This window comes from Flavobacterium soyae (assembly GCF_045348165.1).
GTDB lineage: Bacteria > Bacteroidota > Bacteroidia > Flavobacteriales > Flavobacteriaceae > Flavobacterium > Flavobacterium soyae.
Genome location: NZ_CP150845.1, coordinates 2758518 through 2774545, shown reverse-complemented (window position 1 = coordinate 2774545; position 16028 = coordinate 2758518). Strand labels below are relative to the sequence as shown.

Here is a 16028-nt window from a genome sequence, read left to right as displayed (position 1 = left end):
TTGAAATTATATACAGGTTATGATAACATTGAATTCATGTAACATCTTTGATAAATTATGTAAGATGTACCGGGTTCTTCCTTTTTATTTTTGAACTGAACCCGAAAAAACAGACAATTATGACTCCAAATATCGGAATATCAACTTCAAACTTAAAAAAAAGCTCTACTATATTAGCTACGATCTTATCAAACGAAATGACACTTTACGTGAAAACGAGAAAATTTCACTGGAATATTTCAGGAAATAGTTTTATGGAACTGCATAAATTGTTTGAAGAACAATACCGCATTTTAGAAGCACAGATTGACGAGGTCGCAGAAAGAATTAGTCAGCTTGGCGAAAAAACAATTGGTACAATGAAGGAATTTATCGAAAATTCTACTCTTAAAGAATCTCCAAAAGAATATGCTTCGCAAAAACACATGCTTGAGGAACTATTAGAAAACCATGAACAATTGGTTACGGAATTTAGAGATTATATTCCGGTTTTTGAAAATGAAACAAACGATAGAGGTTCTGCAGATTTTGTTACCGGATTGCTGCAGGAGCACGAAAAAATGGCTTGGATTTTGCGTCGTTATCAGGCTTAAATAAGCACAAATGTAAATTATGCAATGTGCATCGAAATTCTTGTAACACATTTATTTGAGAAATGCTGCTTTACATTAACCGATAACAAAACAAATGCGGTCATGAATACTACAGAAATAAAAGAAAAACAGGAATGAGTTAAAAGAAAAACTAAAGAAGAATTCTATCAAATTTTGTCAAATTTGTAAGCCTTCTGACTCAATCAGGAAATACCGTCTAGTAATTAAATCTATTAGGCGGTCTTTTTTTTTGAAGTTTTTAATGATTATTACTACTGTTTATCGATTTTTTAAAAACATTAAACGCTGTAACCCCAAATAATTTATTTATCTTTAACCAAATTTTTTTCAAAAATGAAGCTATTTATAAAGTTCGACATAAATACCATCTGTTCACTTTATCTAAAACAAAACCTGGAACAACAAAATATAAATTTTACTAGTTTAGGATTTGGCGAGATCGAGATTGATGATAATTTTGATGCTGATGCTCTCGAAACTTTAAAAAGTAATTTAAGTCCGCATGGTTTTGAAGTTGTAGAAAATCAAAAAAGTGTTTTAGTTCAAAAAATTAAGGACGCTATAATTGAACTGGTCTTTATGGAAGATAGTAATAATTATAAAAGTTCTGTATTTTTGGCAGAAAAGCTCAACCATAGTTATGGTTATTTATCTAACATTTTTTCAGAAGTCACTTATTCATCTATCGAAAATTTTATTATTTTACAAAAAATAGAAAGAGCAAAACAATTAATTATTATCAATGAAATGAGTTTAACAGAAATTGCTTTTCTGTTAAATTACTCAAGTGTTGCGCATTTAAGTACGCAGTTTAAAAATACGACAGGAATTACACCCTCGGCATTTCAAAGAATAATTAAAAAACGAAGAGAAAATTTAAAATAAAAATACAAATACCACACTAAAATGCAAAAAAACGCATTAAATATTTTACTGGCGGATGATGACGAGGATGATCGTCTTTTTTTTAAGGATGCTTTTGAAGAAATCAAGATACAAACAAACGTAGAATTTGTTCACGACGGAATGCAGTTAATGGAGCATTTAATGGACTTTGATAATAAACTTCCGGATATTTTGTTTCTGGATTTAAATATGCCAAAAAAAACTGGTAAAGAGTGTTTGATAGAAATTAAAAAAGCAGAACATCTTAAAAATATAATTATTGCAATTTATTCTACTTCATCTTCAGAAGATGATATAGAAGACACTTTTATTCAGGGTGCCAATATTTATATCAAAAAGCCAAGCGATTTTAATACGCTGAAAAAAATAATTAATGAAGTCGTGACCGTAAACTGGCACTATCATACCTCTGGGTTAAATCGTGATAATTTCTTGCTGCGACTAAAATAAAAGTATACCAAAATGAAATGGATACCAAATTTTAATTCTTCAAACTCTTTGAGAGTTATTTTTGTAATCGCAGTTTTCATTCTGTTATTTCTGTCTTCTATCGCTTATAAACATAATCAGGACTTGAATGAATCGAGCAAAGTGGTTATGCACACATACGAAATAAACATTCAGTTAGAAAGATTAATGTCGGCAATTAAGGATGCCGAAACCGGACAGCGAGGTTATATTATTACCCGAAATGCCCGTTTCTTAACTCCTTATATTTATTCGCGAGACAAGGTAAACACTTCATTTATTACATTAAAAAAATTAACCGCAGATAATCCCGTCCAGCAGGAAAATCTTCGAAGGTTATTTAAACTCATTATTCAGCGTTTTGTTTCTTTTGAAAATTGTCTAAAATACAGTGATCCCAAAACATATGACAAACGAAGGCTTGACAATCATATGTTTGGGGGACGAATCCTGATGGAAAACATTCGTTTTAAAGTAGACGAAATGAACGACATCGAGAAAACATATTTAAAAAACAGACTTAAAATTTACGATGACGAAATTTCTTTAAGTCCGCTTTTTTCTATCTCTCTTTTTTTAACGGCTTTATTTTTTATCCTTTTAGCCTTCAGGCAGATCAGTAAAGATTTCCAGCGCTTAAAGGTTTTCAATAAAAAACTTTTAATATCAAACGGATTAATTTCAGAGTCAGAAGTTATTGGAAAATTTAGTACCTGGCAATGGGATTTAGATGCCAATAAAATCGATTATTCAGACAATCAATATCGTTTACTTGGTTACCAGCCAGGTGCATTTATTCCTGTAAAAGAAACTTTTTTAGATTTTGTACATCCTGACGATAAAGAAACCGTTTCTAATTCTATTGAAGGAATTATAAGACACAAACAATTACCTTTTGTTTATTATAAAATCTTACTACCCAGTCACGAAATCAGATATTTTAAATCGACTGGAAAATTATTGACCGATCAGCAGGGAAGTAATATTTTACTGGGAATTAATTTTGATATTACCGATGAACATCTGCTAAATATAGAATTGCAGGAACGTAATAAAGAACTTGAAAAAACGAATAAGGAACTTGCGTCTTTCAATCATGTGGCAAGTCATGATTTACAGGAGCCGCTGCGAAAAATCCAGACTTTTATTTCGAGGATTTCTGATGCTGATAAAGCTGTTATGTCTCAAAGTGCAATAGATTATATCTCTAAAATTGAAGTTTCGGCAAAAAGAATGCGTGTATTAATTGACGATTTACTTTTATTTTCGAGAACAAATACTACCAAGAAAGAATTTATAAAAACAAACTTAGAGGAATTGCTTGAAAATGCCGAATCTGAACTAACGGAGGTTATCGAAGAAAAAAGCGCTGTAATTGTGGCTAATAAACTTCCAAAACTTGCCGTTATTCCATATCAAATCGAACAGCTTTTTATCAACTTAATTGGAAATTCTTTAAAATACAGCAGACCAAATGTTATACCTTCGATTACTATTGAAAGTATAAGGGTTAACTCTGAAGATTATCCGGAAATACTGGATCAGAATATCAAGAAATTCCATAAAATAACTTTTACTGATAACGGAATGGGATTTGATCCTCAGTTTAAAGAAACGATCTTTATTTTGTTTCAGCGTTTACACTCAAAAACAGATTATCCCGGAACCGGAATTGGTTTAGCCATTTGTAAAAAAATTGTTGACAACCATAAAGGACATATTATGGCCGACAGCGAGCCGGACAGAGGGTCTGTTTTTACAATATTTCTTCCTGACTAAATTATCGTCAACACCCTAAAAACCTACATAATAAACGTTATATAATTTCTTTATGGGAATTATATAACGTTTATTTTTTATGCTGTAAAGCAAAATGTTGTATTCGTTAGCATCTTTGTAATGTAATACTTTATGAAGTAATAATGAAAACTAACCCCGTACTTAAAGTGACCATTTTTAAAGTACTCTTTTTATTATTTATAATTTGTGTTCCATCATGCACAAAAAATAATTTGATAGAAAGTACACTGAAAAAAAATGAAACTTTTGCGAAAAATGAGGAAGAAGAAACAATTGCTTTTTTTCTCATTGAAACGGCAAATATTGGAAAAACAATTATTTCAAAAAGTCAAATTGCACAACAAAAAAGTTCAGAAAATTCAATAGTGATTTTAGGTAAAAAAATCGAAGGACATCAAAATCAACTGCTGCAGGAAATAACAGAATTAGCTAATAAAAAGCTCATTATAATTTCTGAAATTAATGCAACACACAGAAGAGATACTTATGAATTGGTTACCGCAAATCCTTCAAATTTTGACAGAGTTTATTTGAACTCTATGAAAGAATACCTGGAACAGCAGATTAAGTTATTAGAAACTGTTTCGAATGAAACAAACGATAAAATAATTTTAGAATTAGTATTGAAGTATTTGCCTGAACAATTTGATCTCTTAAGAGAAACCGAGAGAATTATTAAAGAAAACATTTAAAAGCCCAGATTAAAACTAACTAAATTATTTTTTTATGAAAATGCAAACCAATTTTTTATGTGCCTTGACCCTTTTTATTTCAGCTTCATTTGGAATGCTGCACGCTCAGAACAATAATGCAAACACAGAGTTTGGTATAAAAGGCGGATTCAATATGTCGAATTTATATAATGATGATGCTGATGACGAGAATATATTATACGGATTTAATGCCGGTGTTTACGCAACATTACCAGTTTCAGATTTTGTCGCCATTCAGCCTGAGATTTTGTTTACAACAAAAGGTGCCAAATTAGAATATAACAATGCTTTGCTAAGTGGAAATGCTAAATTCCGATTAAACTATATCGAGGTTCCGCTTTTAGTGCGAGTAAATATTACTAAAAACTTTAATGTTCATGCCGGTGGATATGCTTCTTATCTGGTAAGTTCTAAAGTCAGCGGAGACGGCGATATTTTTTTTAATGAGAATATCGACACAGACGATTTAAATAAATTTGATGCGGGTGTTTCTGCAGGTCTTGGATTTGATTTTAACCCAATAAGCATTGGTTTACGTTATAATTACGGTCTTACAACTATTGGAAAAGAAAGAACAACAGTTGCCGGAACGACTTATACGTTTCCTGATGCCAAAAACAGCAGCTTGTCTTTATACCTTTCGTATAAACTAAACTAAAAACAGTTAATTATTAACCTATTAAATAAAAAACCATGTCAAAGTTATTAGATACCATCGCAGTAATACTAGTTATTCTATGGGCTCTTGGTTTTTTTATATACAATTTCGGAAATATCATCCATGTTTTATTAATATTCGCCATTATTGCAATTTTACTGAGCCCTGTCAAAGGCCGGGAGGTTTAAAAATTAATCAACATTAAATAAAATATATTAATCTATTAAAAATCAAATATTATGAAAGCAACTAGCACAGTTTTAGGAATCGCTGCAGCGGCAGCGGCAGGAGCGCTATTAGGAGTATTATTTGCACCGGATAAAGGTTCAAACACAAGAAAAAAAATTAAAGATAAATCGAAAGAATACAGCGATAATTTAAAAACAAAATTTGATGGTATTGTAAACACAATTACTTCAAACGGTAAAGACATCATCGAGGAAGGAAAAGCAAAATTCAACCAGGTAAAAGATGATTTCAATACAGTTAAAGATGAACCTAAAACTGTATAATCTAACTAATAAGAAGTGATTTTTTCAAACCATAAATACCAGCATCATGGAACCAAATGCAACAACAAACGAGAATTTGAATATTTATGAAAGAGCTGAAAATTATACAAAAACAAGTTTAGAATTATTAAAACTCAAAACAGTATATTCAGTAGCCGATGGTGTTTCATCATTAGCATCAAAGATAGCAGTTGGCGTTGTTGTTGCATTTTTTACCTTATTCCTAAATGTTGGATTAAGCTTATGGATTGGTAAAGAACTTGGGGAATATTATTTCGGCTTTTTTATTATGTCACTTTTTTATTTAATTGCTGCCATTATACTGCACAAAATGCATCACAGGCTGATAAAAACTCCCATTGGAAATTCGATTGTATCGAGTATTTTAAAAGAGAAATAAAACTGATTAAAACTATTAATAATTAAAAAAGACTATTATGGATCCTATTTATACTATTGATGAGTTAAATCAGAGAATTAAATTATTAGAAGAACGTCAGAATACTGAATGGTGTGCGATTAAAGACCATATCGATGATATTAGAGAGAATTTAAAACCTCTTAACCTCATTCGAAATACAGTCGAAGAAATCAACGAAACAGTTGGTTTTAAAAGCCATCTGGCACAATCTGTCATCAGTATTGGAATTGGATATCTGGCTAAAAGATTTATAGTAGGAAAAGGCGATTCGATGTTAAAAGGAATTTTAGGATCAATCGTTCAGCTTATTATAACCAACCTGATTTCAAAACCCGGCGAAACTTCAGAAGAAGAATCATCATCCAGAGAGTAATTTGTTAAACTTTAATTTTAAACATTATGGAAAAGCTAAGCCACATAGTATTAAAAAACGGTGTATACATGTACTCTAATCTATATAAATGTTTTGAATACACACGAGTATTTTTTGGTATCTAACTCGTTTATACGTTTCTGCTATAACAAACGGTTAAACAGTTAATACTTTTAATATAAAGGTTCTGAGGCACTAAGGTTCTAAGATGCTAAGATTTTTTAGTTTCGAAGTAAAAACTTAAGAATCTCAAACCAAAAAAAAGAGATTGTTTCACATAAGTGAAACAATCTCTTTTTCATTTTAAAACCTTAGCCTCTCAGCACCTCAAAACCTCAGAACCTTTAATTGTAATTTTGATAAATTGGAAGTTTCAAACCTACATACACATTGGCCCCTTTCGAATTGTTTGAAAACAAATTTGAAATCAGCGATCCTGAGCCAATAAATAATGGTCCGGCTCTAAAACTGGTTCCTATCTGCGTTCCGCTGTATTCCATCCAGGTTACGGGAACATAAAAGCTAAACTGTCTGGTTTCATATCGGGGTGTAAAAGTAACCGAATTTGCAATGGCAGTTCCGTTGATCTTTTTTGCATCAACTAAACCAAAATCACCGCTTAAATTCAAATAAAACTTATTGTTAATATTCCAGTCAAAGTTTGTGTGCAATGCCGTTGGCAAATTTGCCTTTACTCCTTTTCTGGACGAGGTTTTGGTATAATAAGTATCAAAAAATTGAAAAATATCATCTGCATTATCAATATCTTCCTGAGTGACATTTCCTGTCAGATCATATGTATTTTCAGTAAGGTTTTTATAATTAAGCTTACCAATATCTGTTACAGCTGCGGCTGCTTTAAACTTATATCTGTTGCCTATGCAAGTATGACAATTGGTACGGTATTCATAAGTAAATCCCAAATCAAAACCTATACCTGCCGAAGCCATATCAAACTCCGGATCTTTTCCGTTTTCATAATCATAACTTGCAGCTGTTTTCAAAGTTCCTGTTGAATTATAGGAACTCAAAGCCGGATTCGCATCATTTTTATTAAAAGCAACACTCAAATTATTTCCGTTGATATAACCGTTTACCCCAGCCATTAAATATTTTACCGTAATACCGCCTTTAATAAAATGTTCATCACGATCTAGCAATATGGTTCCGTAACTGGCTCCAATTTCTGCCCACGAATTGCTGACACCGTTAGGATTTCCTCCAGATATTAAAAAACTATTTGAAGCATCAATATCTTTGTTTACCTCATCAATAAGCTGTCCGTTTACATCAATCAGATTGGTAATGCTGCGTACACGTGTAAAAACACCAATACTATGCTGCGGTGTAATATTCAACATAAAGGAAGGCCCTAGAATATCGACATTAAAATTCCCTCTGTTGTTAGATTTAAATTTCTTTTTTGCATCTGTATCCAGATCGTAACCGCCGTCAAATATTTCGGCTAAATTAACACCATACAAATCATTTTGTCCCGTTATACTTGCTGAGGCAATTGTAACATCTGCCCTATATTTAGAATCTACAATTGCCGACGGATTAAATAAAACTCCCTGAATTCCGGCATAATTATCGTCCCGAAACCCAAAATAAGACTGACTCCGGACATAAAAAAAGCTTCCAAAGAAGCATAATAAAAGTAAAGTTCTTTTCATAAATTGGCTATAATTGGTTGATTAGTAGCGCAAATATGAAATAAAAAATGACAATACAAAAAGTTATGAGATGCTAAGTCACTGAGGTTCTGAGTTCTTAAGAAAAGGCTTATGTTTGAGGGATCAATATTGGTAAAAAAGTGACAAAGAGACAAAGGTTCAAAGGGACAAAGTTTTTAAAAACAAAAAGCCGAACAAATGTTCGGCTTACTATTTTACGTCAGAAAAGAAACCTCTGAACCTTTGTAACTATGTATCTTTGAACCTAAGAAGTTTACGTTAGTAAACTTCTGACGCTTCCTTCAATTTCTCCATATTGTTTACCAATTGTAACTCGGCAACAATTTTTTGGATATCACCATTCATGATGTTTCCTAGATCGTAAAGCGTTAAACCAACTCTATGATCCGTTACACGGCCTTGAGCGTAGTTATAGGTACGAATCTTAGCCGAACGGTCACCAGAACTTACCTGAGAGCTTCGTTTTGTAGCATCTTCTTCTTGTTTTTTGGCTAATTCCATTTCGTATAAACGAGAACGTAATACGATTAAGGCTTTATCTTTATTTTTATGCTGCGATTTCTGATCCTGACATTGCGCCACTAATCCCGTTGGAATGTGCGTTAAACGTACTGCCGATTTCGTAGTATTGACAGATTGTCCTCCAGGTCCAGACGAACAGAAGAAATCTACACGAACATCGTTCATATCGATTTGAACATCAAACTCTTCTGCTTCTGGTAAAACCATAACAGTAGCTGCCGATGTATGCACACGACCTTGTGTTTCTGTCTGCGGAACACGCTGTACACGGTGAACACCAGCTTCAAACTTCAAAGTTCCGTAAACATCCTCTCCCGAAACCTCAAAAATAACCTCTTTGAAACCTCCAGAAGTTCCTTCGTTCATATCCACAACAGATGTTCTCCATCCTTGTGCTTCACAGTATTTAGTATACATTCTGAATAAATCCCCTGCAAAAATACTAGCTTCGTCCCCACCCGTTCCGGCGCGAATCTCAACCATTACATTTTTAGCATCTTCAGGATCTTTAGGAATCAACATAAATTTGATTTCCTCCTCTAGCTGCGGCAAGCGTTCTTTTGCTTCGTCAAGCTGCATTTTGGCCATTTCGGTCATATCAGCATCGCTTCCGTCAGCAATAATTTCGTTTGCTTCGTCAATATTTGCTAAAACAAGAATGTATTCTTCTCTCTTTTCAACCAGTGCTTTTATGCTTTTATATTCCTGGTTAAGCTGCACATAACGTTTTTGATCAGCAATAACATCCGGCTGAATAATCAAATCCGAAATCTCATCAAAACGCTGCTTTACATATTGAAGTCTATCTAACATTTTCTAATTCCTTTTATTGGACTGCAAAATTACAAAATTTTTGTGGAAAATTCTAGTGTTGATTTTTTGGGAATTTTGAGGGTGGTTTTGGGGGAAATTTTAGTGGAATTATGAGTTTTTTTTAGGAGCTGTTTCCTGCTATCCGTTACAATCTTTTGTGCCGAACCCAGCACAAAAGGATTTTCACTTCTATCAGGGCTAGGGCTTTTGAATTTATTTAGAGCATTTACGGTTTCCCGTAATACAATTGTTTTTAAAGGGATTAGATTTGACAACACTTAAAAAAATAAATAAAAATATTATGAAATTCAATAAAATATTAATTACACTTTTATTACTCTTAATCGCATCAAAAAACTATTCTCAAAACGAAAAACCAAATTCTGAAACCAGACAATTTATTGATAATGCAGAGATAACTCAGATTAATAAAGATTGGAATGTTAAAGCAGAATTTAAATCTGGACTAGGTGAAGTAGTTTCTTTCTTTCCAGTTGAAGCAATTGACCTCAAATCAAACAAAAAAGTAAATTCATTACAAATGGATATGACTGTAATATATCAATTTGCAGGAAGAAGTAGTAATTATTTCAAATCTTCTTGGATTGATTTAAATGAAGTAGACGAGTTTATAGTTTTTATTGAACAATATGTCATTCCAAATCTGAAAGATAAAACTGAAAGAAAGCAATCTGTTACATATATTTTTAATTCAAGAGAAATTACGTTCAGTTTTTATATAGAAAAAAGTACTAGAAGAATATCAATTTATTTAAAAGATAACGGAAATACAGATAATGAACATTATTTCTGGACAGAATCGCAAGTCAGCAAAATTCCAGAATTACTTATAATGTTGAAAGAAATTAAATAAAGTTATTATTTTTCATCTCATTTTAGTTATAAATCAGGTGTTTTTACTTAGTTATAAATTTAAATAAAATACGATGTTTGTTTTTATATAAATTGTTCAACTGACCAATTTAAAAATACAACAAATCATTATCTTAAGAAGAAAAGACATTGTTAATTAAAAAAACACAAATATGGTAGATATTATAGGAAAAGAAATTTTAGTAGAGTCATTCAAATTAGTTTTTGAAAAAGTAATTAATAGGATTGAGAAAAATTATTTTAATACTTCAGAAAAAAAAATAAAACTAGCTGAAGCATTAACTTCAATAAATCAAGCAATTTTGGAGACCAAAAAATTCATTAAGAATGAAGGTTACATTGATAATACCGAATTAAGCAGACTGTGGCATGAAGCTTTAAACAAATCAATTGCTGCAGAATTAAAGGATGGCTTGCCCGAATATCTCTATCATAAAGCAGACTTTTGGGGAGAACCTCAAGAATGGTTAGATAAAAAAGTAAGTATGGAAATTGTTCCTAAATTAAATGAATTAAAAAAACTTTGCGATAATATTTTAGTAAGAATTGTATAAATAATAGCCTAATTAGTTAAAGAAACAATTAATAATTTTAAATCATGGAAGAATTAATATTACAAGAATTTGAAAAACAAAATTCTAAAGCAGGTCACATACTAATGCTAAAAAATCTAAATTTTGGCTTATTGCAAAAATTGAATCCTAAACAACGTGACCAATTTGAACCCGCAGTTAACTCTCTTATTGAAAAAGGTTTTATTACTTATGAAGATGGAAAAAATGGTCCTGAATGTTTTAGATTAACAGATTTGGGTTTTGGAAATCTATATTTAGATAGTAGAAGTACTGATGATATTGAAGATTTAATATTAAAAAAATTTGAAGAACAAAATTCAAAAGCTGGGCACATTTTAATGTTAGCAAATTTAAATTTTGGTTTATTGCAAAAACTAAATCCTAAAGAAAAAGAAAAATTTGAAGAAGCAATTAATTCTCTTATTGAAAAAGGTTTTATTACTCATGAAGATGGGAAAAATGGCCCTGAATGTTTTAGATTAACAGATTTGGGATACGAAAATTTATATTAAGACTATATCCCTATGATATTTTTATTTTTTTATTTAAGGAAACGAAAAAAAGACATGCTTAAAGCAGGAGATATTGTCAAAGCAGTTCTTGCAGGAATACCATTATCTCATGTATGCATAATTTTAGAAGATGAGCCAAAAACTGGACATGTCAAATGTTTACCAATATGTAATTTCACAGGAAGCGAAGTACCTCCTCGAGAATATTCAATAGACATCTCAGAATTTGATTTACCAAATCACTGGTTCGAAGATAAAAAACCTCAAACTTGGCTTCGTTGCAACGAAATTGATTGTGTTCATTCAATTAATGTTGATAGAAAAAATAAACTGGGAAACATCATAGAGTCATTCCCTTTACTTTGGTCAAAAGTTTGTGCGGCTGTTCATGATTGTCCAATTGCAGAAAAACTTTCCAAAGCATGTGATTGCGATTACAAGATTTTTGAAAAACAAATTAAACTAGGTAAAAAGGAAAAGTCTAACTGCGGTTGTAAAAATTAAACACATTTGATAAAGAACTTTACCTTTTTAAACACTTACGAGATTCGAGCTCGTAACCCACTCCCCGAAGTATTCTTTCTTAAATGTCGAGACTGCTGTGCGAAGTCTCCTGACTTCGTACCCGTTCCAATAAGCAATTATTACTTAACAAGTATTTTATTAAAATAAAATATTCAATTTATTTGAACGAGAAAATATAGAATGGAAATAGCATGCGGGTACGAAGTCAGGAGACTTCGCACAGCAAGGGCAAATAAAATGAGTCAGACGGTATTTACCAAAATATACAACAAATATGAAGACAATAAAAGACTTTATTTACTTTGATTATGACAAAGCAAAATCTTTGCAAAGTCAACTCAGCGGAGGATTGTTGCAAGAAATAACTAGAGCAATTGAAAACGAAAATGGTGGTGATGCTGAAATTGGTTTTGATATAAAAATTATTAGTGGAAAAACTGGAGTTAATGACAAAGAAAAAACTATAAAAACAGAAAAATTAGAAATCTTTCATGAACTACTAAATGATATTGAAACGAAATTATTTGAAAGTAATACTCTAAAAGAATTAAATAATGAATTTGATAGCACTTTTAATAATTTTCTTGAAAAAGTCCCTGAATTCACATATATCAAAGCAACCGGTTGGTGTACATTTGAAGATTACCAGAGATTTACTACCGTTCTTGAGAATTTTAATGAAATTCAAAGACTAATATTTGGCTCCGCACATGAATCAGACCCAGAAATAATTAATTTAAAAAAAGAGATAGATGCTAAAAAGAAGAGTCTGAAAAGAGCTCATAATCAAAAAGAAATAAATCAATTAAAAATCACAGAGAAAAAATTTGATGAAACTATTCAGCAATTGTCCGGAACAAATCTATTAGATGAGACATTTGTTGAGAGGATTAAAACGTTCTTATCAACCTTTAATCCAAATCGCCTAAATTTTAAACTTATTCCATTTGAAAATTTTCCAGATTTTCAAATAGTTTCTAATTTAAAAAATCAATTCTTAGTTAATGGGAACTTTGAAAATATTATATACACTTACGGAAGTAGACCAAATGTAAAACTTACAATTTTTGGGATAATTACCTCTTGTCCACAGCCCATTGACAAACGAACTAATCCAAATGATGAATTTAAATATTATGATGAAACAGAACTCTCAGTTGAAAAAGTTTATGAAAAAGCGTTTCGAGGGGTTTTCTCAGCTATAGAAGGATTAGAAAAATTTTTCGAAGTATATCATCCAAAAGTTTCTGTCAGTCCAATAGGAATTTATAGAGAGATTATAATTGGCGAATAGCACTCTCTACGAAGTGACCCCGCTCCCCAGAGTATTCTTTCTTAAATGTCGAGACTGCTGTGCGAAGTCTCCTGACTTCGTACCTGTTCCAATAAGCAATTATTACGTAACAAGTATTTTATTAAAATAAAATATTCAATTTATTTGAACGAAAAAATATAGAATGGAAATAGCATGCGGGTACGAAGTCGGGAGACTTCGCACAGCAAGCAAGGTTAAATTCACATAGACAATAACTAAAGACAAATATTAACTAATTAAACAAAACAATTATGGGAAGAATTGGAGCAACAGAATTACTTGTAATTGTAATTCCTTTTTTAGCACTTTACTTTTTACCATCATTTATTGCACTGAGTCGCAAGAAAACTAATCGCACTGCAATAATATTATTGAATTTCTTTTTGGGCTGGACATTCATTGGATGGATAGCTGCATTAGTTTGGGCTTGCACAACAAATAACGAACCTCAAACAATTGTAGTAAACAATAATCCCTATCCGAAAGAAGAAAGCACCTTCGATTTACAAAAGAATGTTTTTGATGAAAAATTAAATAGTTTACAAAAACTAAAAGATTTGTTAGATTCCGGTGTTTTATCTCAAGAAGAGTTCGAACAACAAAAATCAAAAATTTTGGCTTCATAATTCACTCGCTGACACGAGACGCTTGCGCTAGCTGAGGGAGTCTTTTTTTTTACTAAGTTTGTTTTCGGTAACAAATAATACGTTACCCTTTATTTCCACAACGTCGCATATATGTGAAACGTTTAAATAAATTTACAAACCAAAAAAATTATGACACTAATTGCAATTTTCTTTCCCTTTGCTTCATTCTTCTTGAGAGGAAGAATATTAACTTCAATTATTTGTCTAATCTTGCAAATAACTTTAATTGGCTGGATTCCTGCAGCAATTTGGGCTGTTATTTCTTTACAGAATTCAAGAGCTGATAAACGTAATAAGAAACTAATAAAAGCGATAAAAACCAAATCTTAAAAAAATAAAGAACGTCCTCCCTATCGTGAGCGTTACGCTTATACACGCAATCTACATAAAGAGAAAAAAAGTAGTCCTCTGCCGGTCAAGACATGATATAATGCTCACTAAATAAAAAACATTATTTTCGTTGGTAAAAATATTCCGTAAGAAAAATCTATATTTACAAAGCAAATTTATAATAAGATGAAAATACACACCACCAACTATTTTGATACTTTTATAGAAACAGCAGAAGACAGCAAAGCTTCTCACGGAACAAAACCACCAAGCAAAGACAAAAAAACAGTTGCAGAAATGCAATACGAGTTAATTAGCAAAAATCCATATAAATATTCCTCAGATGATGTTCTTTTTCAGGTATTTGCTAATAGAAATGATTTAACAAAAAACGAATACGAAAAAGCCAGACAAGATTTTTTTTCTAAAGGACAAGCTTGTTTTCGCGCCTCACCTCTCTCAAAAACATATGGTTTTGGAATTCATAATGACCACAATGGAAAAATAGCCCTTTTCGGAATGGAAACAGATGAATACCTAAAGTTTTTAAAAGATCCCAAAATCAAAAAAGTAAAAGCCATGAAATCTGCTCGATAATTTCTCCCCCGCTCTACGAAGTGTTCTTTCTTAAATATCACGACTGCTGTGCGAAGTCTCCCGACTTCGTACCCACTCCAATAATCCACAAAGAAAAATAAAACTATTCCAAACGGAATATAGCATGCGGATACGAAGTCAGGAGACTTCGCACAGCGCCTTTAGGATTTTTATAAAACTTACAAATGAAGTTTGTATAAATCATTCAATACCCTCACTCTACGAATTGTTTCTTCATAAATATTGCAACTGCTGTGCAAAGTCTCCCAACTTCATACCCATCCCATTATGCAATAAAGATTATCAAATATTTATTTGTAAGAAAAATAACTATATTTGAACAAAAAAAAATGCACGACGGATACAAAATAAGAGATCAAAATTTACCTCATTTTATAACAGCAACAGTTGTAGATTGGGTTGATATTTTTACAAGAAAAAACTACAGAGACATAGTTATAGAATGTTTAGATTTCTGCATTAAAAACAAATCTATGATTTTATATGGCTATGTAATTATGAGTAATCATATACATATGATTGTGCAGTCTGAAAAGGGAGAATTATCAGATTTATTGAGAGATTTTAAAAAATTTACCGCTGTAAAAATCATAGAAAAAATAAAATCTGATCCAGAGAGTCGAAGAGAATGGATGTTAGAACGTTTTAAATTAGCAACTGAAAGTCATTCCAGAAACAAAAATTATCAGTTTTGGCAATATGGTAATCATCCCGAAGAAATTTATACTAACAAATTTATGTGGTCAAAGTTAGATTATATTCATTTAAATCCGGTTCGTGCTGGTATTGTCGAAAAAGCATCGCATTATATTTATTCTAGTGCCAATAATTATGTTTCTGACATTGGTTTATTAAAAATCGTAAAAGCCGACGTTCTCATTGTTGATACATTGAATTTGAAAAATTTTATGCGATATAATGAGTATTGAATTTGAAAATTGCGATGGAATATCAGAACGGGTACGAAGTCGGGAGACTTCGCACAGCAAAGGACACTCGCGCTAGCACATAGAAATCATCAAAACAAAAGCTGCAAAAAATCATGCAGCTTTTTTATATTTAGAAACAAAACAATCTTTACAGACACAGATTACAAATCCGCACTATCGAATATC

Annotated in this window: 21 protein-coding genes; 19 read left to right on the top strand and 2 right to left on the bottom strand. The window is 31.6% G+C overall.

Going from position 1 to position 16028, the window contains the following annotated elements:
• Positions 1–119 precede the first annotated feature (119 nt).
• The 10 genes from AABD74_RS11865 to AABD74_RS11820 all read left to right on the top strand — a co-directional run bounded on the left by AABD74_RS11865 (position 120) and on the right by AABD74_RS11820 (position 6465).
• Entirely contained in the window at positions 120–593 is a 474-nt protein-coding gene (locus tag AABD74_RS11865; protein WP_406843002.1) for a Dps family protein, read from the top strand.
• Between the two features lie 354 nt (positions 594–947).
• Positions 948–1499 (top strand): AraC family transcriptional regulator, encoded by a 552-nt coding sequence (locus tag AABD74_RS11860; protein ID WP_232681350.1) that lies wholly within the window; start codon positions 948–950, stop codon positions 1497–1499.
• Positions 1500–1520: 21 nt separating this feature from the next.
• Complete coding sequence (locus AABD74_RS11855) at positions 1521–1970, top strand: response regulator (RefSeq protein WP_232681349.1); 450 nt, start codon at positions 1521–1523, stop codon at positions 1968–1970.
• Positions 1971–1982: 12 nt separating this feature from the next.
• Positions 1983–3767 (top strand): CHASE3 domain-containing protein, encoded by a 1785-nt coding sequence (locus AABD74_RS11850; RefSeq protein WP_406843001.1) that lies wholly within the window; start codon positions 1983–1985, stop codon positions 3765–3767.
• Positions 3768–3910: 143 nt separating this feature from the next.
• Positions 3911–4480 (top strand): DUF4142 domain-containing protein, encoded by a 570-nt coding sequence (locus AABD74_RS11845; protein WP_232681347.1) that lies wholly within the window; start codon positions 3911–3913, stop codon positions 4478–4480.
• 34 nt (positions 4481–4514) lie between these two features.
• Positions 4515–5159, top strand: a complete 645-nt coding sequence (locus AABD74_RS11840) for a porin family protein (protein WP_406843000.1) — start codon at positions 4515–4517, stop codon at positions 5157–5159.
• Between the two features lie 35 nt (positions 5160–5194).
• Positions 5195–5347, top strand: a complete 153-nt coding sequence (locus AABD74_RS11835) for a lmo0937 family membrane protein (protein WP_232681345.1) — start codon at positions 5195–5197, stop codon at positions 5345–5347.
• Between the two features lie 51 nt (positions 5348–5398).
• Positions 5399–5671: a YtxH domain-containing protein gene (locus tag AABD74_RS11830; protein WP_232681343.1), complete on the top strand. Its 273-nt coding sequence runs from the start codon at positions 5399–5401 to the stop codon at positions 5669–5671.
• 46 nt (positions 5672–5717) lie between these two features.
• Entirely contained in the window at positions 5718–6071 is a 354-nt protein-coding gene (locus tag AABD74_RS11825; protein ID WP_406842999.1) for a hypothetical protein, read from the top strand.
• Positions 6072–6108: 37 nt separating this feature from the next.
• Positions 6109–6465 (top strand): hypothetical protein, encoded by a 357-nt coding sequence (locus AABD74_RS11820; protein ID WP_406842998.1) that lies wholly within the window; start codon positions 6109–6111, stop codon positions 6463–6465.
• Between the two features lie 344 nt (positions 6466–6809).
• On the opposite strand, the gene AABD74_RS11815 is transcribed toward AABD74_RS11820, so the two are convergent.
• On the bottom strand, positions 6810–8141 hold the full coding sequence (locus tag AABD74_RS11815; protein ID WP_406842997.1) for a DUF5723 family protein: 1332 nt from the start codon (positions 8139–8141) through the stop codon (positions 6810–6812).
• A gap of 279 nt (positions 8142–8420) precedes the next feature.
• Positions 8421–9497 (bottom strand): peptide chain release factor 1, encoded by a 1077-nt coding sequence (prfA, locus tag AABD74_RS11810; RefSeq protein ID WP_232681339.1) that lies wholly within the window; start codon positions 9495–9497, stop codon positions 8421–8423.
• 301 nt (positions 9498–9798) lie between these two features.
• On the opposite strand from prfA, the gene AABD74_RS11805 reads away from it, so the two are divergent.
• The 9 genes from AABD74_RS11805 (at position 9799) to AABD74_RS11765 (ending at position 15842) form a co-directional block, all read left to right on the top strand.
• Positions 9799–10371, top strand: coding sequence for a hypothetical protein (locus tag AABD74_RS11805; protein ID WP_406842996.1), 573 nt, complete (start codon positions 9799–9801; stop codon positions 10369–10371).
• 172 nt (positions 10372–10543) lie between these two features.
• The gene (locus tag AABD74_RS11800; RefSeq protein ID WP_406842995.1) at positions 10544–10945 is read left to right on the top strand and encodes a hypothetical protein; all 402 of its coding nucleotides are present in this window, start codon (positions 10544–10546) and stop codon (positions 10943–10945) included.
• A 44-nt stretch (positions 10946–10989) separates the two neighbouring features.
• The gene (locus AABD74_RS11795; RefSeq protein ID WP_406842994.1) at positions 10990–11478 is read left to right on the top strand and encodes a hypothetical protein; all 489 of its coding nucleotides are present in this window, start codon (positions 10990–10992) and stop codon (positions 11476–11478) included.
• Positions 11479–11532: 54 nt separating this feature from the next.
• Positions 11533–11982 carry a hypothetical protein gene (locus AABD74_RS11790; protein WP_406842993.1) on the top strand — a complete coding sequence of 150 codons (450 nt, stop codon included), beginning with the start codon at positions 11533–11535 and terminating at the stop codon, positions 11980–11982.
• 295 nt (positions 11983–12277) lie between these two features.
• Positions 12278–13297: a hypothetical protein gene (locus tag AABD74_RS11785; RefSeq protein ID WP_232681334.1), complete on the top strand. Its 1020-nt coding sequence runs from the start codon at positions 12278–12280 to the stop codon at positions 13295–13297.
• A 272-nt stretch (positions 13298–13569) separates the two neighbouring features.
• Complete coding sequence (locus AABD74_RS11780; RefSeq protein ID WP_406842992.1) at positions 13570–13944, top strand: superinfection immunity protein; 375 nt, start codon at positions 13570–13572, stop codon at positions 13942–13944.
• A gap of 150 nt (positions 13945–14094) precedes the next feature.
• Entirely contained in the window at positions 14095–14295 is a 201-nt protein-coding gene (locus AABD74_RS11775) for a YqaE/Pmp3 family membrane protein (protein WP_232681332.1), read from the top strand.
• A 186-nt stretch (positions 14296–14481) separates the two neighbouring features.
• Positions 14482–14892 carry a DUF6157 family protein gene (locus AABD74_RS11770; RefSeq protein WP_406842991.1) on the top strand — a complete coding sequence of 137 codons (411 nt, stop codon included), beginning with the start codon at positions 14482–14484 and terminating at the stop codon, positions 14890–14892.
• Positions 14893–15242: 350 nt separating this feature from the next.
• Positions 15243–15842, top strand: coding sequence for an REP-associated tyrosine transposase (locus AABD74_RS11765; protein WP_406842990.1), 600 nt, complete (start codon positions 15243–15245; stop codon positions 15840–15842).
• The last annotated feature ends 186 nt before the right edge of the window (positions 15843–16028 follow it).

Bases quoted from the DNA above. Each gene is read 5' to 3' on its own strand.
- AABD74_RS11815 (WP_406842997.1), bottom strand. From the start codon at position 8,141: ATGAAAAGAACTTTACTTTTATTATGCTTCTTTGGAAGCTTTTTTTAT.
- AABD74_RS11855 (WP_232681349.1), top strand. From the start codon at position 1,521: ATGCAAAAAAACGCATTAAATATTTTACTGGCGGATGATGACGAGGAT.
- AABD74_RS11835 (WP_232681345.1), top strand. From the start codon at position 5,195: ATGTCAAAGTTATTAGATACCATCGCAGTAATACTAGTTATTCTATGG.
- prfA (WP_232681339.1), bottom strand. From the start codon at position 9,497: ATGTTAGATAGACTTCAATATGTAAAGCAGCGTTTTGATGAGATTTCG.
- AABD74_RS11780 (WP_406842992.1), top strand. From the start codon at position 13,570: ATGGGAAGAATTGGAGCAACAGAATTACTTGTAATTGTAATTCCTTTT.
- AABD74_RS11790 (WP_406842993.1), top strand. From the start codon at position 11,533: ATGCTTAAAGCAGGAGATATTGTCAAAGCAGTTCTTGCAGGAATACCA.
- AABD74_RS11800 (WP_406842995.1), top strand. From the start codon at position 10,544: ATGGTAGATATTATAGGAAAAGAAATTTTAGTAGAGTCATTCAAATTA.
- AABD74_RS11770 (WP_406842991.1), top strand. From the start codon at position 14,482: ATGAAAATACACACCACCAACTATTTTGATACTTTTATAGAAACAGCA.
- AABD74_RS11775 (WP_232681332.1), top strand. From the start codon at position 14,095: ATGACACTAATTGCAATTTTCTTTCCCTTTGCTTCATTCTTCTTGAGA.
- AABD74_RS11850 (WP_406843001.1), top strand. From the start codon at position 1,983: ATGAAATGGATACCAAATTTTAATTCTTCAAACTCTTTGAGAGTTATT.
- AABD74_RS11785 (WP_232681334.1), top strand. From the start codon at position 12,278: ATGAAGACAATAAAAGACTTTATTTACTTTGATTATGACAAAGCAAAA.
- AABD74_RS11825 (WP_406842999.1), top strand. From the start codon at position 5,718: ATGGAACCAAATGCAACAACAAACGAGAATTTGAATATTTATGAAAGA.
- AABD74_RS11820 (WP_406842998.1), top strand. From the start codon at position 6,109: ATGGATCCTATTTATACTATTGATGAGTTAAATCAGAGAATTAAATTA.
- AABD74_RS11865 (WP_406843002.1), top strand. From the start codon at position 120: ATGACTCCAAATATCGGAATATCAACTTCAAACTTAAAAAAAAGCTCT.
- AABD74_RS11840 (WP_406843000.1), top strand. From the start codon at position 4,515: ATGAAAATGCAAACCAATTTTTTATGTGCCTTGACCCTTTTTATTTCA.
- AABD74_RS11805 (WP_406842996.1), top strand. From the start codon at position 9,799: ATGAAATTCAATAAAATATTAATTACACTTTTATTACTCTTAATCGCA.
- AABD74_RS11795 (WP_406842994.1), top strand. From the start codon at position 10,990: ATGGAAGAATTAATATTACAAGAATTTGAAAAACAAAATTCTAAAGCA.
- AABD74_RS11830 (WP_232681343.1), top strand. From the start codon at position 5,399: ATGAAAGCAACTAGCACAGTTTTAGGAATCGCTGCAGCGGCAGCGGCA.
- AABD74_RS11845 (WP_232681347.1), top strand. From the start codon at position 3,911: ATGAAAACTAACCCCGTACTTAAAGTGACCATTTTTAAAGTACTCTTT.
- AABD74_RS11860 (WP_232681350.1), top strand. From the start codon at position 948: ATGAAGCTATTTATAAAGTTCGACATAAATACCATCTGTTCACTTTAT.
- AABD74_RS11765 (WP_406842990.1), top strand. From the start codon at position 15,243: ATGCACGACGGATACAAAATAAGAGATCAAAATTTACCTCATTTTATA.